This window comes from Limnohabitans planktonicus II-D5 (assembly GCF_001270065.2).
GTDB classification, from domain to species: Bacteria; Pseudomonadota; Gammaproteobacteria; order Burkholderiales; family Burkholderiaceae_C; genus Limnohabitans_A; species Limnohabitans_A planktonicus.
In genome coordinates this window covers 69,826-92,664 of record NZ_LFYT02000010.1, presented here as the reverse complement: position 1 = coordinate 92,664, position 22,839 = coordinate 69,826, and the positions used below count along the sequence as shown (strand labels likewise).

The 22,839-nt window shown below is 55.7% G+C and carries 25 protein-coding genes; 20 read left to right on the top strand and 5 right to left on the bottom strand.

The annotated features are described in order from the left end of the window. The first annotated feature begins 10 nt into the window (after window positions 1-10). From argH to bktB, 5 genes are all read left to right on the top strand, one after another. Window positions 11-1,459 (top strand): argininosuccinate lyase, encoded by a 1,449-nt coding sequence (argH, locus tag H663_RS30435; protein WP_053174178.1) that lies wholly within the window; start codon window positions 11-13, stop codon window positions 1,457-1,459. Between the two features lie 405 nt (window positions 1,460-1,864). Then, window positions 1,865-3,490 (top strand): DUF4139 domain-containing protein, encoded by a 1,626-nt coding sequence (locus H663_RS30430; protein WP_083451247.1) that lies wholly within the window; start codon window positions 1,865-1,867, stop codon window positions 3,488-3,490. A gap of 175 nt (window positions 3,491-3,665) precedes the next feature. Beyond that, window positions 3,666-4,154, top strand: coding sequence for a bacteriohemerythrin (locus H663_RS30425; protein ID WP_053174174.1), 489 nt, complete (start codon window positions 3,666-3,668; stop codon window positions 4,152-4,154). 106 nt (window positions 4,155-4,260) lie between these two features. Continuing rightward, window positions 4,261-5,016: an SDR family NAD(P)-dependent oxidoreductase gene (locus H663_RS30420; protein ID WP_053174172.1), complete on the top strand. Its 756-nt coding sequence runs from the start codon at window positions 4,261-4,263 to the stop codon at window positions 5,014-5,016. 107 nt (window positions 5,017-5,123) lie between these two features. After that, on the top strand, window positions 5,124-6,308 hold the full coding sequence (bktB, locus tag H663_RS30415) for a beta-ketothiolase BktB (protein WP_053174171.1): 1,185 nt from the start codon (window positions 5,124-5,126) through the stop codon (window positions 6,306-6,308). A gap of 578 nt (window positions 6,309-6,886) precedes the next feature. Here the strand turns inward: bktB and H663_RS30410 are convergent. From H663_RS30410 to H663_RS30400, 3 genes are all read right to left on the bottom strand, one after another. Continuing rightward, window positions 6,887-7,639 carry a 2OG-Fe dioxygenase family protein gene (locus H663_RS30410; protein WP_053176760.1) on the bottom strand — a complete coding sequence of 251 codons (753 nt, stop codon included), beginning with the start codon at window positions 7,637-7,639 and terminating at the stop codon, window positions 6,887-6,889. Between the two features lie 540 nt (window positions 7,640-8,179). Continuing rightward, the gene (locus H663_RS30405) at window positions 8,180-8,656 is read right to left on the bottom strand and encodes an FKBP-type peptidyl-prolyl cis-trans isomerase (protein ID WP_053174170.1); all 477 of its coding nucleotides are present in this window, start codon (window positions 8,654-8,656) and stop codon (window positions 8,180-8,182) included. A gap of 221 nt (window positions 8,657-8,877) precedes the next feature. After that, window positions 8,878-11,334 (bottom strand): UvrD-helicase domain-containing protein, encoded by a 2,457-nt coding sequence (locus tag H663_RS30400; protein ID WP_053174169.1) that lies wholly within the window; start codon window positions 11,332-11,334, stop codon window positions 8,878-8,880. Window positions 11,335-11,537: 203 nt separating this feature from the next. Between H663_RS30400 and H663_RS30395 the strand changes: the two genes are divergently transcribed. Further along, window positions 11,538-11,744: a hypothetical protein gene (locus tag H663_RS30395; protein ID WP_053174168.1), complete on the top strand. Its 207-nt coding sequence runs from the start codon at window positions 11,538-11,540 to the stop codon at window positions 11,742-11,744. A gap of 229 nt (window positions 11,745-11,973) precedes the next feature. Here H663_RS30395 and H663_RS30390 read toward each other — a convergent pair whose 3' ends face one another. Continuing rightward, entirely contained in the window at window positions 11,974-12,387 is a 414-nt protein-coding gene (locus H663_RS30390) for a hypothetical protein (RefSeq protein WP_053174166.1), read from the bottom strand. 27 nt (window positions 12,388-12,414) lie between these two features. Then, the gene (locus H663_RS30385) at window positions 12,415-12,930 is read right to left on the bottom strand and encodes a YbjN domain-containing protein (protein ID WP_053174164.1); all 516 of its coding nucleotides are present in this window, start codon (window positions 12,928-12,930) and stop codon (window positions 12,415-12,417) included. Between the two features lie 176 nt (window positions 12,931-13,106). Between H663_RS30385 and H663_RS30380 the strand changes: the two genes are divergently transcribed. From H663_RS30380 to H663_RS41595, 14 genes are all read left to right on the top strand, one after another. Continuing rightward, complete coding sequence (locus tag H663_RS30380; RefSeq protein WP_053174162.1) at window positions 13,107-13,520, top strand: helix-turn-helix domain-containing protein; 414 nt, start codon at window positions 13,107-13,109, stop codon at window positions 13,518-13,520. Window positions 13,521-13,627: 107 nt separating this feature from the next. Next, window positions 13,628-13,792: a hypothetical protein gene (locus tag H663_RS41600; RefSeq protein WP_165803898.1), complete on the top strand. Its 165-nt coding sequence runs from the start codon at window positions 13,628-13,630 to the stop codon at window positions 13,790-13,792. Between the two features lie 52 nt (window positions 13,793-13,844). Further along, window positions 13,845-14,036, top strand: coding sequence for a hypothetical protein (locus tag H663_RS41315; protein WP_133240003.1), 192 nt, complete (start codon window positions 13,845-13,847; stop codon window positions 14,034-14,036). Between the two features lie 64 nt (window positions 14,037-14,100). Beyond that, on the top strand, window positions 14,101-14,787 hold the full coding sequence (locus H663_RS30375) for a GTPase (protein WP_053174160.1): 687 nt from the start codon (window positions 14,101-14,103) through the stop codon (window positions 14,785-14,787). Continuing rightward, window positions 14,765-15,253: a hypothetical protein gene (locus tag H663_RS30370; RefSeq protein WP_053174158.1), complete on the top strand. Its 489-nt coding sequence runs from the start codon at window positions 14,765-14,767 to the stop codon at window positions 15,251-15,253. Before H663_RS30375 ends, H663_RS30370 begins: the two co-directional genes overlap by 23 nt. Then, a complete protein-coding gene (locus H663_RS30365; protein WP_053174156.1) occupies window positions 15,246-16,040 on the top strand; it encodes a hypothetical protein in 795 nt (264 codons plus the stop codon). The genes H663_RS30370 and H663_RS30365 overlap by 8 nt, the downstream gene beginning before the upstream one ends. 117 nt (window positions 16,041-16,157) lie before the next feature. Further along, a complete protein-coding gene (locus H663_RS30360; protein WP_053174154.1) occupies window positions 16,158-16,760 on the top strand; it encodes a hypothetical protein in 603 nt (200 codons plus the stop codon). Between the two features lie 129 nt (window positions 16,761-16,889). After that, window positions 16,890-18,188 (top strand): hypothetical protein, encoded by a 1,299-nt coding sequence (locus H663_RS30355; RefSeq protein ID WP_053174152.1) that lies wholly within the window; start codon window positions 16,890-16,892, stop codon window positions 18,186-18,188. A 29-nt stretch (window positions 18,189-18,217) separates the two neighbouring features. Further along, window positions 18,218-18,499 carry a hypothetical protein gene (locus H663_RS30350; protein ID WP_053174150.1) on the top strand — a complete coding sequence of 94 codons (282 nt, stop codon included), beginning with the start codon at window positions 18,218-18,220 and terminating at the stop codon, window positions 18,497-18,499. Window positions 18,500-18,511: 12 nt separating this feature from the next. After that, complete coding sequence (locus H663_RS30345; protein WP_053174148.1) at window positions 18,512-19,405, top strand: hypothetical protein; 894 nt, start codon at window positions 18,512-18,514, stop codon at window positions 19,403-19,405. 32 nt (window positions 19,406-19,437) lie between these two features. Next, window positions 19,438-19,704 carry a helix-turn-helix domain-containing protein gene (locus tag H663_RS30340; protein WP_053174146.1) on the top strand — a complete coding sequence of 89 codons (267 nt, stop codon included), beginning with the start codon at window positions 19,438-19,440 and terminating at the stop codon, window positions 19,702-19,704. Window positions 19,705-19,891: 187 nt separating this feature from the next. Next, on the top strand, window positions 19,892-21,127 hold the full coding sequence (locus H663_RS30335) for a DUF445 domain-containing protein (RefSeq protein ID WP_053174144.1): 1,236 nt from the start codon (window positions 19,892-19,894) through the stop codon (window positions 21,125-21,127). A gap of 202 nt (window positions 21,128-21,329) precedes the next feature. Beyond that, window positions 21,330-22,469, top strand: a complete 1,140-nt coding sequence (locus H663_RS30325; RefSeq protein WP_083451356.1) for a peptidylprolyl isomerase — start codon at window positions 21,330-21,332, stop codon at window positions 22,467-22,469. 76 nt (window positions 22,470-22,545) lie between these two features. Then, window positions 22,546-22,707 carry a DUF445 family protein gene (locus H663_RS41595; RefSeq protein ID WP_165803897.1) on the top strand — a complete coding sequence of 54 codons (162 nt, stop codon included), beginning with the start codon at window positions 22,546-22,548 and terminating at the stop codon, window positions 22,705-22,707. Window positions 22,708-22,839 lie beyond the last annotated feature (132 nt).

Sequence of the window (22,839 nt, the reverse complement as noted above, 5' to 3'; positions counted from 1 at the left end):
TCCCTCACCTATGACAAACCAACTCGACAAAAAATCCCAAGCTTGGTCCGCACTCTTTTCTGAACCCATGAGCGAGTTGGTCAAGCGCTACACCGCCAGCGTGTTCTTTGACAAGCGCCTGTGGCAAGCCGACATCCAGGGTTCGCTGGCCCATGCCGAGATGCTGGCCACGCAAAACATCATTGGCGCGAGCGACCTGGCCGACATCCAGCGCGGCATGGCGCAGATCACCCAAGAGATCGAAACTGGCGCTTTTGAATGGAAGCTCGACCTGGAAGACGTGCACCTGAACATCGAGGCGCGCCTGACCCAGCTGGTGGGCGACGCAGGCAAGCGCCTGCACACCGGCCGCAGCCGAAACGACCAGGTGGCCACCGACGTGCGCCTTTGGCTGCGCAGCGAGATGGACTTGATCATCGATTTGCTGGCCGACCTGCAAAAGTCGCTGGTCGATGTGGCCGAGCAGAACGTCGACGTCATCCTGCCGGGCTTTACCCACTTGCAAGTGGCCCAGCCGGTGAGCTTTGCGCACCACCTGCTGGCCTATGTGGAAATGTTCAGCCGCGATGCCGAACGCATGGTCGACGTGCGCCGCCGCACCAACCGCCTGCCGCTGGGCAGCGCCGCCTTGGCCGGCACCACCTACCCGCTGGACCGCGAGCGCGTGGCCCGCACGCTGGGCATGGTCGATGAGGCGGGCAACCCACAGGTCTGCCAAAACAGCCTGGACGGCGTGAGCGACCGCGACTTTGCCATCGAATTCACCGCTGCGGCCAGCCTGTGCATGGTGCACATCAGCCGTTTCTCGGAAGAATTGATTTTGTGGATGAGCCAGAACTTTGGCTTTGTGCGCATTGCCGACCGCTTCACCACCGGCTCGTCCATCATGCCGCAGAAGAAAAACCCCGACGTGCCCGAGCTGGCGCGGGGCAAAACCGGCCGCGTGGTGGGCCACCTGATGGGCCTGATCACCCTGATGAAGGGCCAACCCCTGGCCTACAACAAGGACAACCAGGAAGACAAAGAGCCGCTGTTCGACACGGTGGACACGCTCAAAGACACCCTGCGCATCTTCAGCGAAATGGTGGGCGGTCAGGTCAACCCCGCCACGGGCCAAAAAGAAGGCGGCATCACCGTCAACGCGGCTGCCATGGAAGCGGCCGTGAAAAAGGGCTATGCCACGGCCACCGACTTGGCCGACTACCTGGTCAAAAAGGGCCTGCCGTTTCGCGACGCCCACGAAGTGGTGGCTCATGCGGTCAAGACTGCCCAAGGCCTGGGTGTGGACTTGTCCGAATTGCCCCTGGAGACTCTGCAAAAGTTCGACAGCCGCATCGAAGCCGATGTGTTCGGCCCGCTCAGCCTGCAGGGGTCGCTGAATGCCCGCAACACCTTGGGCGGCACAGCCCCCGCGCAAGTACGTCTGCAGATTGCGCGGCATCGCGTGCGTTTGGGCTGATACCCCGCAGGTCGCAAGCCTGCGCACCAGTCATGCGGGCTAAGGCGAAAGCCCACGTCGGGGCTGAAGCCACCGACCTACAGGGGCCCATTGATTCGGCCCCGTGAAGTTTTCAATGCGCAAAGATGTTGTCGGCGGTCGAAGACCCCGACATGGGTCTGTGCCGAAACCCATAACGTCGGACTCTGCGAGTGCCGACCTACCAGATCAATGCTCAATGATGTTGTAGGTCGGCGGTCGAAGACCCCGACATGGGTCTGTGCTGAAACCCATAACGTCGGACTCTGCGAGTGGTGACCTACAGGGACGTAGCCCTCTCGAAAAGCCCGACCTTGCCTGCCTCGCCCTGTCGTTGAAGTACCATGCGTACAAATCACGGCTCCCCATACTCCAAGAGGTCGGCAGATGAACTTTTCAACCAATCACGCCATCCAATCTTTACGAATCGGTGCAAGTCATCTGTGCAGGCTGGTGCCACTGTGTTTTGCCAGCGCCAGCTGGGCGCAGTCGCCGCCGACCGAGGTGCATTCCGCCATCCAGAACGTGACCGTTTACCCCGGTGTGGCGGTGATTGAGCGTGTGGCCAAAGTGCCGGCCAATTCACGCCAGCTGGTGCTGCCCTGCCTGAGCACAGCGTTTGACATGTCGGCCCTGCGGGTCGATGGGGGCCCTGGCGTGACGCTGGGTGCCATCAGCGCGGTAGACCTGCCCCGTGCCGAAGTGCCTGCATGTGCCCGCAGCCCACTGGACACCCAAATTTCGACACTGGAGCAGCGCATTGCCGCTTTGCGTGCAGAAGAAGCTTCACACGATCTGGTGCTGAACTATCTCAAAAATTTGAGAACCAACGTCGGCCCAAACAAAACCAAACAGGCCATGACGACGACGATGGCGCAAGTCCAACGCAGCGGTTTGAAGACCCGCATGCAACAGCTGCACCTGGCTCGCGAGCGCGAAACTTTAGAACGTGAACTCAAACCCCTGCAAAGCCAACGTGAGCGTCAGCAAGCGCCAGCGTACGTTCGTCAATTGAGCGTGCAGTTGAGCGCCGAACAAGACAGCGAACTGCGGCTGAGATACCCCGTGCAAGCGGCAACATGGGCACCCGCCTATCGCGCCACACTGGACAGCAACAATGCCAGCGTGCAGATGGAACGCCTGGCCCAGGTCAGCCAAAACAGTGGCGAAGACTGGCGTGACGTGAGCTTGCGGCTGTCAACAGGCTCACCCCGTTCAGCACCACAAGGACCTTTGCCTCGGTCCTGGATCATTTCACCCCGCCCCCTGTTACCCGAAGGACGCGTGATGATGCTGGCCCCGGCCACGCCCGCGGTATCAGCGCCAGCACCCGCGATGGAAAAGCGCAACGGCTCAGCACCTGCTCTGGACTTTGCGGTCCAAGTGGCACAAGGTGAATACGCCACCGAATTTCTGGTGCCCGGCAAAGTGGGTGTCGCCAGCGGTCAAGAGCGTGTGGCTTTCAGCCTTGAACGCCAAAACTGGCCGGCCAAACTGTTTGTACAAACCAGCCCGACATCCGAAGCCAGCGCCTGGCTCAAGGCCGAAGTGGCCCGCCCCGCTGGGGTCTGGCCAGACGGCTCACTCCAACTCTTGCGCGGTCAGCACACCATTGGCCAAAGTACCTGGCGCATGGGCAACGAAGCCCAACTGACGCTGCCCTTCGGACGAGATGAGCAAGTGCGTGTACAGGTCAAATCCAGTCCCCAGCAAACCGCAAGCGCGGGTTTGATCAGCACCCGTCAGGAACGGCGTGAATCGCACCACTATGAAGTGCAAAACCTGCACGGCATCCCCATTGAGCTGGAGGTGCTGGAGGCACGCCCCCTTGGTACAGATGCACAGATCAGCGTTCAAGCCGTGTTTGATCCAGCGGTAGAGCCTCAACCTTGGCGTCCCGGAACTGGCATCGTGGTCTGGAGAAAAACCTTGCCCCCTTCGGCAACAGCCACCTTCAAGGCCGACTATTTGATGACCTACCCCAAAGACGTTCCCATCAGCGAAAACCGTTGATGACGCACGACCGCATGGCCGCCCAGCGCGCAGGCATCGGGCAGTGATGTGGTTTGGCCATGCATCTCTTTGAATCGCCCCAGACGGTCTTGAGAGGGGCGTGACAAGGCCGGGAGGGCACTTCCGCGATAATTTGCGCCAACCATCCCGCTATACCTTCTATACCCTGCCCCACATGACCACAGCCAGCCCCACCCTCATGCCCTGGACCAAATCCCTCCGCACCGGCGATGTGCGCATGGACGAAACCCACCAGGAGTTTGTGGACATGATCAACCAGATTCTGGCCACCCCGGAAGACCAGCAGTTGCCGGTCTACAAAGAGTTCCTCAACCACACGGTGGAGCACTTTGCCCAGGAAGAGCGCTGGATGCTGGCGACCGGCTTTTCCGCCGACAACTGCCACGCCGAGCACCACGCCACCATTTTGGAGACCATGCGGGTGGTCGAAGCCCACTATCTGGACAGCGACAACACCATCATCACCCGCATGGCCGAGGCTCTGGCCGAGTGGTTTCCGGGTCATGCCAACAGCATGGACGCCGGATTGGCCGCGCACCTCCAATCAGTGGGCTTTGACAGCGTGACCGAAACATTGGCCGATCCATCGGCCATCAAAAACGTGACCATGTCCGGTTGCGGCAGCGTCAGCTGCAGCAGCTGATCAATCGCATTCAGCGCCGCCCAACAGCGTTGGGCTGTCAACTGCGGCACTCATTGAGTGCTGCCGCACTTTACGTGCAGGGCATGGGGCCACTAACATGCTCCTCATGACAAAACACCTTTACATCCTCACAGGCGCCTCTCGGGGCATGGGCCTGGCCATCGCAGAACAGCTGCTCCAAGCGGGCAACAGCCTGCTGTGCATCTCGCGCCACAGCAACGACACACTGGCGGCTGCCGCCCAAAAAGCCGATGTGCCTTTGTTGCAATGGACGCAAGACCTGGCTGACGGACAAAGCGCCAGTGAACGCCTGCGCCAGTGGCTGGCCTCGCAAAACCCCGCCGAACTCAGCGGTGCTACCTTGATCAACAACGCCGGCGTGATTCCGCCCATCGGCCCCTTGAGCCAGTCCCAGCCCGCTGATCTGGCCCTGGCCCTGCGCGTGGGCCTTGAAGCACCCATGCAACTGTGCGCCGCATTTTTAGGGGCGACCGATGCATGGACCCTCCCGCGCCGCGTGCTCAATATTTCTTCGGGTCTGGGCCGCAGCGCCATGGCGTCGCAAGCCGGTTATTGCGCGGCCAAAGCGGGCATGGACCACTTCACCCGCTGCATGGCGCTGGACGAAGCCCTCAAAACCCACGGTGCTAAAGTCTGCTCGCTGGCACCCGGGGTGATCGACACCGACATGCAGGTGCAACTGCGCGGCGCAGCGGTCAAGGCCTTCCCGGACCAGGCGAAATTTACCCAACTCAAGGAAAAGGGCCTGCTCAGCTCGCCCCAGCAGGCGGCCCACCAAGTGTTGTCCTACTTGGCCCGGCCCGACTTCGGGCTCAACCCCATCGGGGATGTGCGCGACTGAGCCCTGGCCCGCCCATCAAATCGCCGCCCCTGTCAGGTCAATGTAGCGATTGGCCCTGACACTGAGCGGCATTTTCAATTTTTATTTCCCTACTGGAGACCTTTCCCATGAGCCGTGAAGTTGTTGTTGTCAGCGGTGTGCGCACCGCCATTGGTACCTATGGCGGCAGCCTGAAGGACATCGCCCCCACCGAGCTGGCCGCGCAAGTTGTGCGCGAAGCCCTCTCGCGGGCAGGGACAGAAGGCAAAGACGTGGGCCATGTGGTGTTTGGCCATGTGGTCAACACCGAGCCCAAAGACATGTATTTGTCGCGCGTGGCAGCCATCAACGGCGGCTGCGCCGATGGCACCCCGGCATTCAACGTGAACCGCCTGTGCGGCTCGGGCCTGCAGGCCATCGTCAGCGCCAGCCAGTCCATCTTGCTGGGTGACTGCGACATCGCCATTGGCGGCGGCGCTGAAAACATGAGCCGTGGCCCCTACGCTTCGCTGTCTGCCCGCTGGGGCGCCCGCATGGGAGACACCAAGATGGTCGACATGGTGGTCGGTGCCCTGCACGACCCCTTCCACACCATCCACATGGGCGTGACGGCTGAAAACGTGGCCGCCAAATACGGCATCACCCGCGAGATGCAGGACGCGCTGGCTGTGGAAAGCCACAACCGCGCCGAACGCGCCACGGCAGCCGGTTACTTCAAAGACCAGATCCTGCCCGTCATGCTCAAAAGCAAAAAAGGCGAAGTGGCCTACGCCACTGACGAACATTTCCGCCCCGGCTGCAAGCTCGAAGACATGGCCAAGCTCAAGCCCGTGTTCGTGAAAGAAAACGGCACCGTGACCGCTGGCAATGCTTCGGGCATCAACGACGCGGCAGCCGCTGTGGTCTTGATGGAAGCCGGTGCCGCCAAGGCCCGTGGTGCCCAGCCCATGGCGCGCCTGGTCGGTTATGCCCACACCGGCCTGGACCCCAAGATCATGGGCGTGGGCCCCATTTCGGCCACGCACGCCGTGCTCAAGAAAACGGGCCTGACAGTCAATGACCTGGACGTGATCGAAGCCAACGAAGCCTTTGCTGCCCAAGCCTGCGCCGTGACCCGCGAACTGGGCCTGGACCCCGCCAAAGTCAACCCCAATGGCTCGGGCATTTCGCTGGGCCACCCCATCGGTGCCACCGGCACGCTGATCACCGTGAAAGCCCTGTACGAGTTGCAGCGCGTGAACGGCCGCTATGCACTGGTCACCATGTGCATCGGCGGCGGCCAGGGCATTGCTGCGATTTTTGAGCGCATGTAAAACCTGTCGGACCTGAAGGTGCCGACCTACGTGGGCTGTTGTAGGTCGGCGGCTTCAGCCCCGACATGAGCCTGCGCCAAAGCCAACCATGTCGGACCTGGCGGTGCCGACCTACGGGGGCTGTTGCAGGTCGGCGGCTTCAGCCCCGACATGAGCCTGCGCCAAAGCCAACCATGTCGGACCTGACGGTGCCGACCTACGGGGGCTGTTGCAGGTCGGCGGCTTCAGCCCCGACATGAGCCTGCGCCAAAGCAAACCATGTCGGACCTGGCGGTGACGACCTGCGGAGGCTGTTGTAGGTCGGCGGCTTCAGCCCCGACATGAGCCTGCGCCAAAGCAAACCATGTCGGACCTGACGGTGCCGACCTGCGGGGGCTGTTGCAGGTCGGCGGCTTCAGCCCCGACATGAGCCTGCGCCAAAGCAAACCATGTCGGACCTGGCGGTGCCGACCTGCGGAGGCTGTTGTAGGTCGGCGGCTTCAGCCCCGACATGAGCATGCGCCAAAGCAAACCATGTCGGACCTGGCGGTGACGACCTGCGGGGGCTGTTGTAGGTCGGCGGCTTCAGCCCGGGCAGATCAAGCCTTGGCGCTGGGTTCGTCCAGAAAACTGCCCGAGCGCAGCGTGACCACCAGCGTGTCACGCCAACCGCCCGCCTGCTCAGGCTGAATCGGCGTGGTTTCGTGGATCACACGGGTATCGTCCATCAAGAGCAGCGACCAAGACTCGCCAAGCGTGAAACGCTGGCCGCGTGGGCTGTCCATGTCAAACACACGGGTCTCGCCCCCTTTGATGCCGTGCCTGCCAATCAGAAACACGGCCACCCAATTCACGCCATCGCGGTGCGCGCCCTCGGGTGTGGGGCGGCCAATGCCGTCGGTGGTGTCGATGCGAAACTGGTGCGCCTCGGTGAACCACGTCTGCTGCCCTTGGGCCGCAGAAGCCACACGGGCCAGCCAGCGCAGCAGCGCCGACCAGGCCGCTTGCTGCACCACCTCTTGCGCCATGGGCTCAAACCAGCGCTGCATGCCGCCATGCAAGGCGTTGTAAGACAAGGGCTGCCAATGCGCACGGTGAGGCATCGACTGCAGGGCCTCTGAGGTGACCTCAAAACTGGCATGACGCCTACGGCGATAGCGGCCGCCGTCCTTGAGGTACTGGTCCGGCGGCAAATCGTTCCAGCTGGGCTCCAGCGCCTGCAAATCAGCGGCGGATACCCCTGCCAAAGCACACACACTGGCCGCACTCAACACGGCAAAGCCCTGGGCCGACAAAGTGGCATCGAGTTGGTCAGGGGCGGTCAGCGGCGGTGGCAAGGTGTTTTGAGGCATGAAAACGTCCAGGCAATCAGGCAAAGCTGCAAGCATAACGCCCAAGCGGCCCAACTCTTGAACTGCAAAGCTCGGCACTCCAAGCGCCTGACCTTTGCACATGCACCGCCACCACACGCACGAGCGCTTTGTCTCACCACGCCCCGCCGTCGGGGTCTTCGACCGCCGACCTGCACAAGGCATCTCCCCGTATTCGCTTGAGTTTCGTACGCGTAGGTCGGCACTCGAAGAGTCCGACATGTCTTCGCTTGACCGCCACCACTCGCATCAGCGCATTGCCTCACCACGCCCCACCGTCGGGGTCTTCGACCGCCGACCTGCACAAGGCATCTCGCCGTGTTCGCTTGAGTTTCGTACGCGTAGGTCGGCACTCGAAGAGTCCGACATTTTTCGCCTCAACGCAACCACTCGCACAAGCGCTTTGCCTCTTCACGCCCCGCCGTCGGGGTCTTCGACCACCGACCTGCACAAGGCATCTCGCCGTGTTCGCTTCACGGTTCCTACGCGGGGTCGGCACTCGAAGCGCCTGACGCTGTCGCCTCAATGGTGGTGTCCGTGCGCGCCGTGGGCGTGGCGGTGGGTCACTTCTTCGGCCGAGGCGGCGCGCACTTCTTGCACCGTCAGCGTCAAGGTCAGGTGCTGCCCCGCCCAGGGATGGTTACCGTCCAGAATGACTTTGTCGCCTTTGATCTTGGCCACGGTGAACACATGCTCTTGACCATCGTCTGCGCGACCGCGCAGCTGACCGCCCACTTTGACGCCGGGCGGGAAGTCGCTTTTGGAGATGGTTTGCACCAAACTCTCGTCGCGCTCACCAAAGGCATCGGCTGGGGCCAGCTTCAGCGTGGTGGTGAAGCCCACTTCCTGACCTTCCAGGGCTTCTTCAATTTTGGGGAAGGTGTTGTCGTAGCCACCGTGCAGGTATGCCGTGGGTTCTTGTGTCTTGTCGAGCAACTGGCCCTGGGCATTCACCACTTTGTGGTGCATGGTGACGACGGTGTCTTTGGTGATTTTCATGAGGGCTTTCCAAGTTTTCAAAAATGAAGATTGTCGTTCAGTCTGGCGTTCGACGAACCGGGGTCGCCGGGCTATCGCCAGCAGGGCTGGCTCGTACAAATTCAGGTCCGAAGGCATTCCGAAATATTGAGGCCTGAAGGCCAACCTGCACATTCAAGCCAGAAGGTATTTTTGTAGGCGCTTGCCTGCAAGCGATGGCCTGCAAACCAGCAGGCCTTGCCTTACACCACCGTGAGTTTGGCCACGCTCAGCGCCAGCCATTTCACGCCGTGGCGCGGAAAGTTGACCTGCGCACGGGCATCGGTGCCCGTGCCTTCCACAGCCAGCACCTTGCCTTCGCCAAACTTGTTGTGGAACACATTTTTGCCTGCGCTGATGCCGTGCTCGGGCTCGGCTTTTTGCACCGGCAAGGGCGGGCTTTTGTAGGTTTCGGTGCTCAGGCTGCTTTGGCCCCAGGCCGGGCGGGCATGGCGGTTTTGGGCCGGTGTTTGCCCCCATGCACCGCCCCCGCCAAAGCCACCACCACTGGACGAGCCCAGGTTGGAAAAGCCTGCGTTCTTGGGCGTTACCCACTTCAAACACTCTTCGGGCAGCTCTTCCAGAAAGCGGCTTTTCAGGTTGTAGCGGGTCTGGCCGTGCAGCATGCGCGTTTGCGAATGGCTCAGGTATAAGCGCTTGCGGGCGCGGGTGATGGCCACATACATCAGGCGGCGCTCTTCCTCCAGCCCATCAAAATCGTTCATGGCGTTCTCGTGCGGAAACAAGCCTTCTTCCAGGCCCGTGATGAACACCGCGTCAAACTCCAGGCCCTTGCTGGCGTGCACCGTCATCAGTTGTACCGCGTCCTCGCCCGCTTGTGCTTGGTTGTCACCCGCTTCTAATGAAGCATGGGTGAGGAATGCCGCCAAGGGGCTCATGATCACGCCGTCTTCGCTGAATTCGTTGACATCGTCTCCGTCTTCGCGAGAACCGAAGAGCCGTGGCGATTCAGAAATGGACTGCCGCGCTTCGCTCGCAGTGACGTTCATGTTCAGCCCCTGGCTGGCCGGGCTTTGAGACAAGGCCTGGGGCAAAGCCACCGCACTGCGGCCAAAGCCTTCTTGTGTCACAAAACTCTCGGCGGCGTTGACCAATTCTTCCAAGTTCTCCACCCGGTCGGCACCTTCTTTTTCGGCGCGGTAGTGGTTGACCAAGCCGGTCTTGTCCAGCACCAAATCGATGATCTCGCGCAGCGTCATGCCTTCGGTCTGCTCGCGCAGCACATCGATCATGGCCACAAAGGCGGCCAGATTGGCCCCGGCCTTGCCGGTGGTGGCGCTCACCGCGTCGTGTAGCGAGCAGCCTGCGACGCGTGCCGCGTCTTGCAATTGCTCGATGCTGCGCGCCCCGATGCCACGCGGCGGAAAGTTGACCACCCGCAAAAAGCTGGTGTCGTCGTTGGGGTTCTCCATCAGGCGCAAATAAGCCAGCGCATGCTTGATCTCGGCACGTTCAAAAAAGCGCAAACCGCCGTACACGCGGTAGGGGAAACCGGCATTGAACAGCGCGGTTTCCAGCACCCGGCTTTGCGCGTTGCTGCGGTACAGCAGGGCCACTTCCTTACGCTCAAAACCGTCTTGTTTGACCAACTGGCGCAGCTCTTCCACCAGCCACTGCGCCTCGGCAAAGTCAGACGGCGACTCCACCACCCGCACCGGCTCGCCCGCGCCTTGGGTCGTGCGCAAGGTTTTGCCCAGCCGGGTTTTGTTGTGACTGATCAGATGGTTGGCCGAATCCAGAATATTGCTGTAGCTGCGGTAGTTCTGCTCGAGCTTGATCTGGTGCTGCACCTGGAACTCCCGCACAAAGTCGGCCATGTTGCCCACGCGTGCACCCCGAAAGGCATAAATGCTTTGGTCGTCGTCGCCCACGGCCAAAATCGCACCCTCACTACCCTCACCCGGCAAGCCCACCAGCAGCTTGAGCCAGGCGTATTGCAGCTTGTTGGTGTCCTGAAATTCGTCCACCAAAATATGGCGAAAGCGGCGGCGGTAATGCTCACGCACATGCACGTTGTCGCGCAGCAGCTCATACGAGCGCAGCATCAGCTCGCCAAAATCGACCACGCCCTCGCGCTGGCATTGCTCTTCGTAGAGCTGGTACAGCTCCACCTTGCGGCGGGTTTCGTCGTCGCGCACCGTCACATCGCCGGGGCGCTGGCCGTCTTCCTTGCAGCCCGAGATGAAATACTGCAACTGCTTGGGCGGAAAGCGGTCTTCATCCACATTGAACTGCTTGCACAGGCGCTTGATGGCCGACAGCTGGTCCTGAGTGTCCAGAATCTGAAAGGTCTGCGGCAAGCCCGCCAGCTGGTAATGCGCTCGCAAAAACCGGTTGCACAGTCCGTGGAAGGTGCCAATCCACATGGCGTTCACGTTGACGGGCAGCATGGACTGCAAGCGCAGCTTCATCTCTTTGGCCGCCTTGTTGGTGAAGGTCACTGCCAAAATGCCGCCGGGTGAGACCTGCGAGGTCTGCAACAGCCATGCGATGCGCGTGGTCAGCACCCGCGTCTTGCCCGAACCCGCCCCCGCCAGGATCAAGGCATGCTCGGCGGGCAAGGCCACGGCCCGGTATTGCTCCTCGTTGAGCTGGGCGAGCAAGGGGGAAGAAGTGTTCTGGAAGGTGTCTGACAGCATAGCCAAGGATTGTAGAAGCTGCACCGCATGCCCCGGCCTGCGCTGCGTATCCGCCAGCCTGTGCCGGATCGCCATGGATTGACCGCTCAAAAGCGGCTGACATCCCACGAAAATCAAGGGTTTTCGATAAAGCCACAGGGGATAAAAAGCCGCATACTGTATACACAGTTTATTGACTGATTTTCATCCCCAAAGGCCTTCACATGCTTCGCCAATACTTCTCGCAGCTCATGAGCCGCCTGGCGTGCTACATGTACAAGCCCAGCGCAACGGGCTCTTACGATTGCGGATCGCCACAACTGGGCATGGTGGCCTCATCCAACGTCGAACACGCCCATTGGCCTGCCGCACCGCAAAACGATGCGCCCCGACTGAAAATTGACGTGCGACCGAAGTCCACCCAAGGCTAATTCAATCCACTGGCTGCCATGGCCAGTATTCAGCGTCGCTTTCGCGCCTATTGATCCTGCCCTATCAAGTCTGCAGGGTGACTTCAATCTTGCACCTTGTGGAAGCCAGCCCTGCTGGCGATCAGACGCGTGTGGACCACAGGCTTTTCGCTTGGCTGGCAAGCTCCCACAAAATCCTCCCAACTGGCAACACACGACTCAGACTTCACAGGGCCAGATCAATAACTCGTCAATCTTTCAACTTCTCAACAAGCCAACGGCGCAGCGGATCGAACCGCTTGCTCAGAGGCTGAAGACGGCGCAGCCTTTTGGACTCTTCTTGCGCTTGGCGTGCCGCCTCGGCTGCCGCTTGTGCCGCTTTTGCCGCCAATTCAGCCTCGCGTTGCCTTGCTTGCTCTAGTTCTTTCTGTTGCTTCAACCAACGCACAAGGAACAGCACCGCCAAGGGCAAGAAACAAAAAAAGAACAGAACCTGCCCGGAAATGCCAAGTGCTTCGCCCAGCACGGCACTCAAGAGGAACAGCAAAAAGATAACGCCAGCCACCACAAAGGCGGCCAGCTTGAGCGCAAAAATCATCCCGAGAACCGACAAGATCACACCACCCGCAACGATGACACCGATGATGGCCAACAACACACCCATGGTCACACCTCCTGCTTCATTGCAAAGTCACAGCATCACCGATGACAGCGCTTTTTGCGCCTCGTCCTGCATGGCCTTGTCGTAAGCCTGCTGCGCCGACACCTGACCAAACGCCGTGGTCAGCACCGCCTCTGAAAAATCATTGATGCAACTCAAGCTGCGGTACAACGCCCGCAACAACATGGCACGGCTAATCGGCTCATCCACCGAATGCACGGCCACATCAAAACCAACACATCCCGAATCAAACAGCATGAAAAAATGCCCCTGATTCAGGTCCGTGTTCAGCCGCGTCAACAACTGCGCCATCTCGCTGCGGCGCGCCTCGGGCACCGTGATCAGATAGGTGCAGATGATGCGCACCCACTGATCGTCTGGAACGCCGGATGCGATCACGCGAACACCCCAGGCCACCCAATCGCCATTGATCGGGCCGCGCAACTCCTCAGACGCTTCGTCCAGCTCGAAATGCCAATCCTCTGCGGCCAGCAGCGCCTGAAACTCCAGCAGTTTTGCACGCGCATGCAGTTCAATCGTCGTCATGTTTTGTCCTCTCTTGTGTCAAGTTGTGCAATGAAGGCATGAGCCAGCGATGACCACAAACCTGGTCACTTTTCAGACTCATACTTGCACCATATGCAACTATTCTTTAAATTTACAATACCTTGGTATGAATTATTGATAAATTTTACGTACACTATTACGCAACATTGAAACTTATGAGCCTGCAAAACGTCACCACCCACCAAGCCGTACTCGGCGCCGTCATCGCACGCTTGCGCGGCGAGAGCGGCCTCAAACAAACCGATCTGGCCGAAGCCCTGGGCATCACGCCCTCGGCGTATTCGCGGATGGAAAAAGGCGAAAGCGCCATGAGCACCGAACAACTGCGCCTGCTGGCCGAACGGCTGAAGGTGACAGCGAGCCACATCCTGGAACTGACCGACGAAGCCAGCGCCGCCCTGAGCGAAAACTCGGGCGTCAGCGTGAAGTCGCTGAGCCGGGAAGCCTGGGGCGCAGGCGCCATGGTGGCCGCAGGCTTCATGCCCATAGCGGGTGCTGCATTGGGTGCGCTGGTGGGCAATTTGCTGCAAAAGCACTTTGCCAAGGGCAAGAAAAACGATGAGCAATAAATCAAAACAAAGACGCAGTGGCTTGATCACGCCAAGCGACACAACCTGTCGCAGTGGCCCCTGATGATCCCGAACCCAAGACGAACCCACACTTTAAGGAGAACGAAATGAACAACATCAACGCATCCCCCCTCGAACACCTGGCCACCAACGCCATCACCTTTGTGGCCGGTGCACTGGTCACCCTGGGCTTGAGTGCTTACATACGCTACATCAAGCAGGAGGGAGCGGCCCAACCTGAAGCAGCGATCAAGGACACACGACCAAATTGATCGCCTTCACGGACGAGCCAGCAACTAAGCCTGTATTCAGAAACAACACACTATGAAAACACTTCTTCTTATATTTATCGCCACAGCCACCGTGACAGGATGCGGCTGGTTTGACAATCAATTGGCCAGCGTCACAGGATTCAGCAAATCCTGTGTGGATGGCGTCGAATATCTGCAATTCAACAGTGGTGTGAGTGTGGCTTACACAACGGATGGCAAGGTGAAAACTTGTTCAGGTAAATGAACCATCAAAAAACCATTTTTTAAATCAACCTAAATTATTCATTAATTTAAAATGGAGTAAATAAATGTTACCAATAATCGCGGCAATTATTGCATTGGGCGGTACAGGCACGTACGCAGCTTATAAGCGTTACAAAAAAAATGCTCAAGAAGAAAAGATCAAAGAGGTAGAAAAGAGGAAAAATCTGTCCAGATTCATTGTTTGGGGTCGACCGGACACTGGAAAAACTACATTCGTCAGGGGCCTGCGAATCGGGAAAGGCATGGGTCGAAAAAAAGAGGGAACGACAGGAGCCAATGTATATGAAGACGTAATGATCACAAGTTTGGAGGGTGGGCCCTATAAGGTGGCCAAAGTCGTAGATATACCGGGCACCCAAGATCGATTTTCTGACTTTTTGAGTTACGTCAAATCTTTTGAGCATGCTTTTTATTTGGTAAATCTGGCAAAACTCAAGGACGCACACTATATTGCTCGTGTACGTTCGGACATTACCAAAACTATAGAAGCGCTGAAGGCATCCACAAGCAAAAGACTCAACATCATCGGCACACATGTGGATGAATCTGAATGGAAAAATATCCAAGCGTCGGAGGTCAATAACGTGCTACAGGAAGATGAGATATTCAGAGCACTCTATGAGTCTACGACGGAAGTAGCTGGCTACGTTTATGTCGCCAACCTGACCGATGACGTTAGTTTCAAACAACTTTTACGGAGTATTGTCAATGACATCCTTGCTCGAAAATGAGTGCCATGCCTATATTTATGCGCAGGCCTTAGATAATGGTGGTGATTCGGAATATTTGTGGCTATCTTCAAATAGAAAGAGTACTATAAATATTGATTTTACAGACAGTAAAGCCGTCTTTGTACGCGACACAATTGACGCCGCTTATGCTGAAACAACGCCCCGCCGTATAGGCCATAGCATATTTTATCAACGGCGCAAAAATGGCAATTTCATCATAACCGTAAAGCCCGCGACTTTAGATGTCGCTGGCCGCATCTCACCTGTATTGCTCATTTTCAAAAACTTGAGCGCTTTGCAAAATTTGGGGGGATTAGCATTTGCGGCTATCGAACATAATCTAGATCGTCAATTGCCTGATAGTGCTAAGCATGACCTCAAAAAGTTAGTGAAAATTTTGGCCAAGCCAGCGTGGATGGTACGAATTTTCTTGTATTTTAATAGTTACAAGGTTGAAAATGATTGATAAACACATTCAAAAGATCGTGGTGGTTGACCAGAGTTTCATGACAGACCTCAAAAGCACATCGATAACCGACTTCAATACATTCAACAATACAAGTATTGATACCAAAGTAATTTCCTTACCAATAATCGACAAGACTGAGCTGGCAAGCTTATTTGAGATTGTGAATCCGAGTGATTTACAGCCAGGTAATGTCTTGGTACGTCCTCAATATTTTGATCAATTTGTGCCAATTGATAATTTTTCCGAGGAGTTGGTGCCGCGTCGATTTGGTGTGTTTGCTCAATTATGTATTGCCCTCGGTGCAAAAGAAGTTAAGGTATTTAATGATGATCAGGTTGACATTGAGGAGTCTAAGCAACGCACATTAAGTGCGAACTTAACTGGATCTATTCCAGCCGGAGGCGCTGAAGGAGACTTCAAAAAAGATAGTTCTGAAAAGTTTAATGAAAATAGACAATCAATCATGGCGCTTAATACATTAGCACAAGGCGGAGAGGCAAACCTAACTGAGGCCGACCGCATACTGGATATGTACGGGCTGCGCCGTGAAGCACTGTTTATGGACATTTACAACATGCGTCGGGTCACCACGAATAAATTAAGTTCTCACAAAGTGTCGATTGACTTCACAAAAGATATGAATCGCATCTTTGATGATTCTTTAAAGGTAAAACTTCAGGTAATGAGTAAGTTGTACGAAGGCAAAGCAGAATTTCAAAAGACGCAGAAGTCGATCGAGAAAAATAAGCGTGCCACGAAATTGACTGTATTGGTTAATTTCTGATTTATTTATTATCATAAGAAAAACTTCATTTCGGATACCAATCTCTAAAAATCTTAGCACAAAAATGATTGACATCCATTTCTGATTCATCTTGAAATTCAATTCAAAATTCACAAAATGAGCATTTTCAATTCCATCAAAAAAGCCGCCAGTGAACTGGTTTCCAAACCTATTTCCATCCCCATCAATCAAGATACGATCAATGCTGCCATTGCCAAAGCAATCAGTGATGAAAATGACGTGAAAGAGGTCACCGTCACTTTACGCGACGCTTGGTTTGAAACTTACTCAAAACTCGGAACCGGGCTCGGCGATTTGAATGTTACCGCCAATTTCGAGATTCAAAGCTTTGTGATCAACGCCAATACGCAGAGCATTGAACTGCGTCTCAAAGACAAACCTGAACTGAATGCAGAAAACCGCCTTGCAAGCGTCGCATTGCGTGTGGTTGACGGACTTCTGTCTGCATTGTTTGGCACGTCTCTATTGGTTCGCAAGTTAAACGCCAAAGACGGTGTGCGCGTGGAGGGTAATGTCATCACGATTGACCTGGCCAAACTTGGCGTATTGGGTTTGTTGCGTGAATCAGCCCATAATCGCGGAGGGATGATCGGGGAAGGCTTGCTTTCATGGGGCCTTGCGTCATTTTCTGATCGCCTTTCCATACAAGGCATGAATTGCCACGAAGGAAAAATTTCGGTCTTGTTGAAAGTTGAATAAGCCCAAAAGGCTGCAATCAACTTTAAGGGCCGCAAACTTGTTGGCGGCCAAGTCATTAACAAAAGCTTGTAAGACGGCGCTCTGATCGTCAGTGCCCAAGTCGCCACCCCAACCTTTAATGTGAAGCTTATGTCTACATTAACTATCAATTTTATCGTCTGCTGCACTGCAATACTCGTGTTTGTTGCAGTCGGTTTATTCCTTCAATCTCGAAGAAATAAAAAACGACCTAATCTGCAGACCTTTCAGGACGAGCTTGCTACTGTTAAAGAGGATGGTGTGAACTACCCGTCGCCGACAGTGACACAAAAGGGACTTCCGTCTGCCATCTTTTTTGGCACCGATATACAAAACGCTGCTGTTACCGTACGCCCAATTCCGTTGGAAAAAATGAATTTTTTTGATAGCGTACCCGTTGTCAATCAATCTCTCGGGGTTGCGAGTCGGATATCAGCCTTAATGCAGGCAGCTCCTTCTCTGTTAGTGGCGCATAGCCAATCTGGCAAGCAACTCATGGAGGTTGTGGTTAATGGACCGTTGCTAAGGGCTGCTGACGGCAATGGTTTCAGAGCAATGACTACCAGTGGCCGTGGCATAAATGAGCATGCTCGACTTTTTGAGACAACGGATTTAGGTAACCTGGTTAATGCAACTGCGGTTTGGCAATTGGCATCTGTGATCGTTGCACAAAAGCACTTGGCTGACATTAGTCAAAAGCTTACGGAATTGAAAGAAGCAGTAGATGCCATAAGCACATTTCTGGACGAAGGTCGACGCTCGGTGATTAAGGGGACGTATCGATACCTAAAGCAGGCCTACGAAGTACTCACGCAAGGCGAACTTTCACCAGCAATTAGAGGTGAGCTTGAGGCATGCGAAAGAGAACTTCTTGCCATTCAAGATCACCTGATAGCCGAATGCCGCACCCAAACGCGAGCAGTCCCGAAAGACGAAGACACCTTTGGCACCGATAGTCTTCACAAAAACACCGTTCAAAAATACAACAAGCTCTCCAACATCATTAGTGACCTTGATTTGTGTGTGAAGACTCACGCATTGAACTGGTACGTATTGAGTCTCTATCCTGGTGAGCAATCACTCAAAGTCGCGCGACGCAAGGACATCGAACAAGTCTTACTACAATTCGGAGACCTCGAACAAGCGATAGATAAACAGAGTCAAATTGACTTGAGTAAATTCAAAGCCTTTTGGAACTCTGACGACACGTTAGAAGGACGAAAGAACGATGTATCAAGGGAAGTAAAAAACGTCCAAAATCAGCTAAGCCGGACAGGCTCTAGCACTACTTCGCAACTTACCAATACCAAATCATTGCTCTTGGAGCGTGATTGCTCAACACAACTTATAGTCGAGCTGTTTGATGGACAGGTGAAGCAAATCAGACAGCGCGAACTAGTTACTTCATAGCTATTTCGGCAGCCCACGCAAGCATTGCGTTGCGTGGGGTTGACGGACTTCTTTCTGTATTTTTTGGCACGTCTCTATTGGTTCGCAAGTTAAACGCCAAAGACGGTGTGCGTGTGGAGAGTAATGTCATCACGATTGACCTGGCCAAACTTGGCGTATTGGGTTTGTTGCGTGAATCAGTCCAAAATCGTGGGGGAATGATCGGGGAAGGCTTGCTTTCATGGGGCCTTGCGTCAGTTTCTGATCGCCTTTCCGTACAAGGCATGATGTGCCACGAAGGAAAAATCGCCGTCATTATTAAGGTTGAATAAGCAAGGAGTTTTATGTCATTCATGCTTGTCGCAGGAAAGATTTATCACTGCACAGATTGCAATAAAGAAATCCGCATCGACTATGAAGGCGGCGCACAAGTCATACAGGTCAGCGATGCGGTGATTGAGCAGCAAAATTCTTTGTTGGAATTATTTCCTCAACCGCACGCCGAGCCGCACAAATATGGATATTTTATTCATGCTGACGCCATTTGTGAGCATTGCACAAAAATTTACGAATCGCAGCAAACCAAACTTGATCGAATGCGAGAAGTTTTCGACCTGCTAGATGGCATTGAGCTTGCCAAGCAATCTGTCGCAAATGATATACACACTTCATTCAGTACATTTTCGGATGAAGATATTCAAGCAGTCATTGGCGCCGAGGCCTTTAAAGAACTTGTCTCACCGCACATGAACCTGCACAGGAAGAGAAGGTACATCAATCAACTTTTTCAAAAATGGTATTGCACTGACAATTTCATCAAGAGCATCATCAATGAAAATAAAGAGAAAATAAAATCAGCGATTCGAGACGTCGGTTTGCAAGAATGGATCGCAGAATTCAAAAAACAAGAAGTCGTCTTGCATTCACCGCTTAAAACATGGGAGCCAGAGAATCTGAATCCCTATATTCGATCGTCTGCGACCATGGCTTTTCCAGCAGCGGATACCTTGCACATCACCGTTTACAAAAGGCACGCATTGAACATGGCCGGCATCAAGAACATGACCAATCTGTCCGCGCAAAACTTCATCGATCATTACATCAAGACCGATGTCTGCAGGCAGCTCGTCAAGCAAGCCACCTTGGCACGTTTTGCGCCTGAGACAGGCGATGCACCTGCAGCGCTTCGTGCAGCATCCAACAGCCTATCTTGCGTAAACAAGATCTACAGCACATAATATGTATCTCACATATACATACTGGATGCTGTATGAACGGCTACGCAATTCAAACGCCTGATCAACTCAAGCACGTCATTGTCGGGTTCAGAAAAAGTGCTGGCTTGACCCAGGAAGATATGGCGATGCGTTTGGGCGTCGCGCAGCAGACGTATTCCACCAGCGAACGCAATGCTGCCAATATGAGTGTGACCAAGTTGCTCTCCGTCCTCAATGCATTGGGGGTGGAGTTGGTGCTGCAGCCGAAGTCGGCACCCAGATCTTCAGCCGACTCCGGCGTGAAAACTGCACAGTGGTGAGCACCATGAATCGCCTTGTCCTGTGGATGAACGGTGAGAAGGTCGGTACCTGGTCTGTTTCGCAGGGCAGGCACCAGCTTCAGTATGAAGACAATTGGTTGCAGTCGCCGCAGGCGCGCCCACCAGCAAGCTGCTCAATCACATGAAGCATCAGGACCCAGCCCTTCTTCCCCCACTTCTCCTCTTATTGGCCCTCACACTCCTGGCCCTGGCTGAGTTCATGGGGGCTTCGGGCTATTGGGCCTGGGTCAAGGCGGGGGCCGAGGCTGCGGCTGTCGGCGGCATGGCCGATTGGTTTGCCGTGGTGGTGCTGTTTCGCCACCCTTTGGGCATCCCCATTCCCCACACGGCCATTATCCCCAAAAGCAAGGCGCGCATTGCCGACAGCATGGCCGAGTTTGTGCACGCACATTTCTTGCAGCGCGACAAGTTGCTGGCCAAGTTGGCGGATTTCAATGTGGCCCAGCATTTGGGCGATTGGTTGCAGCAAGCCATGCAGGTGCAGCATTTTGTGCAGGGCGTGCGGCAGATGCTGCTGGATGCGCTGCACACCCTGGACGACGCCCCCATTCGCCTGGCCTTGACCGATGCACTGACGACGCAGGCGCAACGCTGGAACGCCGCCAGCACTTTGGGCCAAGCCCTGGATTTGGTGACCAAGGACAACCGGCATCAGCAGGTGCTGAACATGGGTCTCGAGAAAGTTGCCGCCCTGCTGAAAGCCCCGCAGGTGGGCGAGTTTTTGGGCCAGCAGATCCACGAACTCCTCAAGAAGGATTACCCCAAGATTCACTGGGCTGTGGATGCGCTGCATTCCGCCGCCGATTTGAGCCGATCTGCCGCCGACAAATTGAGCGATGCGGTGATGGGCTATTTGCAAGAAGTCTTGTCGAACCCGGCGCACCCGCACCGCGAGGATTTCTCTCGCTGGGTGGCCCAATACATCGACCAGTTGCGCACCGACGCGGAACTGCAAAAGGACTTCAACGACACCAAAGACCGGCTGGTGCAGTCGCCAGAAGTGCGTGATTTTCTGGGCACGGTCTGGACGGATGTGAAAACGCGGCTCATGGCCGATCTGGCCTCAGACGATTCCAGCTTAGCTGGGCACGCCGAACGCGCCTTGCAAGGCCTGGGCCAAAGGCTCGCCAGCGATGAAGGTCTGCGCCAATCGGTGAACCATTATTTTGAGCAAGTGGCCGGGCAGTTGGCTGACCAGCTGAGCCAGGGCATCCCCAAGCACATTGCCGACACGATCAAGGCCTGGGACGACAAGCAGCTGGTTCAAGAACTGGAACGCAGCGTAGGTCGTGATTTGCAGTTCATCCGCATCAACGGCACCTTGGTGGGGGCGGTGCTGGGGTTGGGGTTTTATGGGCTGCACTGGCTGGGTAGTTTTGTACCAAGCCTCTTTCCACAATGATGAAGGCAAGCTCGGGCAACAAGTCTTCTGCTATTTTGTTCAGCGCTTATGTGACTGACCCGGATTCAGAGGGTATTTACCCGAACCTGAGCGAAGTCAGCATGACATCCCTGTTAGCTACTATGCATACAATTTACTATTCGATTTTTTGGAAAACTACCTGTAAAGGCATGAAATGAAATTTATTTATATCTTAATGATCATGTCACTGCTGGCTTCTTGTGGCGGCGGCGGGGGCCAAGACAAAGACTCAACGTTGCCCACCATCACCAGCGTCACCGCCAGCGCGCCCAACAATGGGCAAGTCTTGCTGACAGCATCCGCCACCGACAACCAAGGCGTGACCGGATATTGCTTCAAAACTGACTCATTAACTCCTGCTGCCTCGGACAGCTGCTTTGGCTCTGCCACCGTCAAAATCATTGCTGCACCAACGTCACCCAACAGCTATTTCGTTTGGGTCAAAGATGCCGCCAACAACGTGAGTACGCCTTTCACGTTGAATGTCCCCTTCCCCGTGGACACAACCGTGCCCACCATCACCAGCGTCACCGCCAGCGCCCCCAACAACGGGCAAATCACGCTGACAGCATCCGCCAATGACAACCAAGGTGTGACCGGATATTGCTTCAAAACCTCATCCACCGCCCCCACTGCCAGCGACAGTTGCTTTACAGCGGCAGCCTCTAAAACCATTGCCACACCCACCACACCCACACGTTATTACACATGGTCAAAAGACGCGGCCAACAACATCAGCTCAGCGTTCAATCGGGTTGCAGGAGCTTGTTCAACAGCAGGCGTCAACGCCTCACTGACCAGCAGTTTGCCCGCAGTCTGCGTCTCGACAAACCTAGGTGAATTTGTACTGGAGTTGGAGGCGTCCAAAGCCCCCGTCACCACCACCAACTTTCTCAAATACGTCAACGACGGCTATTACAGCCAAACCGTTTTTCATCGTGTCATTTCAAACTTCATGATTCAGGGTGGGGGTTTTACGGCTGTCCCCATCAGTTCTTCCAACGCCAAACCTGGAACCACTTACCCTGCCATTGTGCTGGAAACCACGGCCACAACAGGCTTGAGCAATACCGCTGGCACCATTGCCATGGCACGAACCAATGTGCTCAACAGCGCCACACACGAATTCTTCATCAACGTTGTGGACAACGTGTTCCTGAACACCAATGGCGGCGGCTACGCAGTATTCGGACGTGTGATCTCAGGTCTGAACACAACGGTTCAAAGTATTCGCAACGTGTCTGTGCAAGCCAATGCCAGTTCAGAAATCAGTCAACCCTTGACACCACCCGTCATCAACTGGGCCTATCAACTCAAATAATTCGCAGGTCGTTGGCTTAAGGCCCGACATGTGGCGTGCGTCAAAGCAACCCTTGTCGAAGCTGAAGCTCTGACCTATGAAGTCGCCTTGGAACGACCGTCAGCTGGTTGATGAACTGGAGCGCAGTGTGGGCCGCCACTTACAGTTCATCCGTATCAACGGCATTGTGGTGGGGGCCCTGCTGGGGCTGGGCCATGGAGGCATGCATGCCTTTGGCGCGCAGCAAGCCTTTAAGTAAAGCGTCCACCGGGCCGCCCACTTCATCCAAGCGCACAAGGGTGCAAACGGTGCGTAGTCGGGGGCGTGAATTCTCATCACAAAAGGACTCGACCAACTGGACATAAGTGTGGCCGCCGGACTTGGTGAGCTT

Bases quoted from the DNA above. Each gene is read 5' to 3' on its own strand.
- H663_RS30400 (WP_053174169.1), bottom strand. From the start codon at position 11,334: ATGCTGTCAGACACCTTCCAGAACACTTCTTCCCCCTTGCTCGCCCAG.
- H663_RS30380 (WP_053174162.1), top strand. From the start codon at position 13,107: ATGAGCCTGCAAAACGTCACCACCCACCAAGCCGTACTCGGCGCCGTC.
- H663_RS30370 (WP_053174158.1), top strand. From the start codon at position 14,765: ATGACATCCTTGCTCGAAAATGAGTGCCATGCCTATATTTATGCGCAG.
- H663_RS30340 (WP_053174146.1), top strand. From the start codon at position 19,438: ATGAACGGCTACGCAATTCAAACGCCTGATCAACTCAAGCACGTCATT.
- H663_RS30360 (WP_053174154.1), top strand. From the start codon at position 16,158: ATGAGCATTTTCAATTCCATCAAAAAAGCCGCCAGTGAACTGGTTTCC.
- H663_RS30420 (WP_053174172.1), top strand. From the start codon at position 4,261: ATGACAAAACACCTTTACATCCTCACAGGCGCCTCTCGGGGCATGGGC.
- H663_RS41600 (WP_165803898.1), top strand. From the start codon at position 13,628: ATGAACAACATCAACGCATCCCCCCTCGAACACCTGGCCACCAACGCC.
- H663_RS30345 (WP_053174148.1), top strand. From the start codon at position 18,512: ATGTCATTCATGCTTGTCGCAGGAAAGATTTATCACTGCACAGATTGC.
- bktB (WP_053174171.1), top strand. From the start codon at position 5,124: ATGAGCCGTGAAGTTGTTGTTGTCAGCGGTGTGCGCACCGCCATTGGT.
- H663_RS30390 (WP_053174166.1), bottom strand. From the start codon at position 12,387: ATGGGTGTGTTGTTGGCCATCATCGGTGTCATCGTTGCGGGTGGTGTG.
- H663_RS30430 (WP_083451247.1), top strand. From the start codon at position 1,865: ATGAACTTTTCAACCAATCACGCCATCCAATCTTTACGAATCGGTGCA.
- H663_RS30405 (WP_053174170.1), bottom strand. From the start codon at position 8,656: ATGAAAATCACCAAAGACACCGTCGTCACCATGCACCACAAAGTGGTG.
- H663_RS41595 (WP_165803897.1), top strand. From the start codon at position 22,546: ATGAAGTCGCCTTGGAACGACCGTCAGCTGGTTGATGAACTGGAGCGC.
- H663_RS30365 (WP_053174156.1), top strand. From the start codon at position 15,246: ATGATTGATAAACACATTCAAAAGATCGTGGTGGTTGACCAGAGTTTC.
- H663_RS30325 (WP_083451356.1), top strand. From the start codon at position 21,330: ATGTCACTGCTGGCTTCTTGTGGCGGCGGCGGGGGCCAAGACAAAGAC.
- H663_RS30385 (WP_053174164.1), bottom strand. From the start codon at position 12,930: ATGACGACGATTGAACTGCATGCGCGTGCAAAACTGCTGGAGTTTCAG.
- H663_RS30375 (WP_053174160.1), top strand. From the start codon at position 14,101: ATGTTACCAATAATCGCGGCAATTATTGCATTGGGCGGTACAGGCACG.
- H663_RS30355 (WP_053174152.1), top strand. From the start codon at position 16,890: ATGTCTACATTAACTATCAATTTTATCGTCTGCTGCACTGCAATACTC.
- H663_RS30425 (WP_053174174.1), top strand. From the start codon at position 3,666: ATGACCACAGCCAGCCCCACCCTCATGCCCTGGACCAAATCCCTCCGC.
- H663_RS41315 (WP_133240003.1), top strand. From the start codon at position 13,845: ATGAAAACACTTCTTCTTATATTTATCGCCACAGCCACCGTGACAGGA.
- argH (WP_053174178.1), top strand. From the start codon at position 11: ATGACAAACCAACTCGACAAAAAATCCCAAGCTTGGTCCGCACTCTTT.
- H663_RS30410 (WP_053176760.1), bottom strand. From the start codon at position 7,639: ATGCCTCAAAACACCTTGCCACCGCCGCTGACCGCCCCTGACCAACTC.
- H663_RS30395 (WP_053174168.1), top strand. From the start codon at position 11,538: ATGCTTCGCCAATACTTCTCGCAGCTCATGAGCCGCCTGGCGTGCTAC.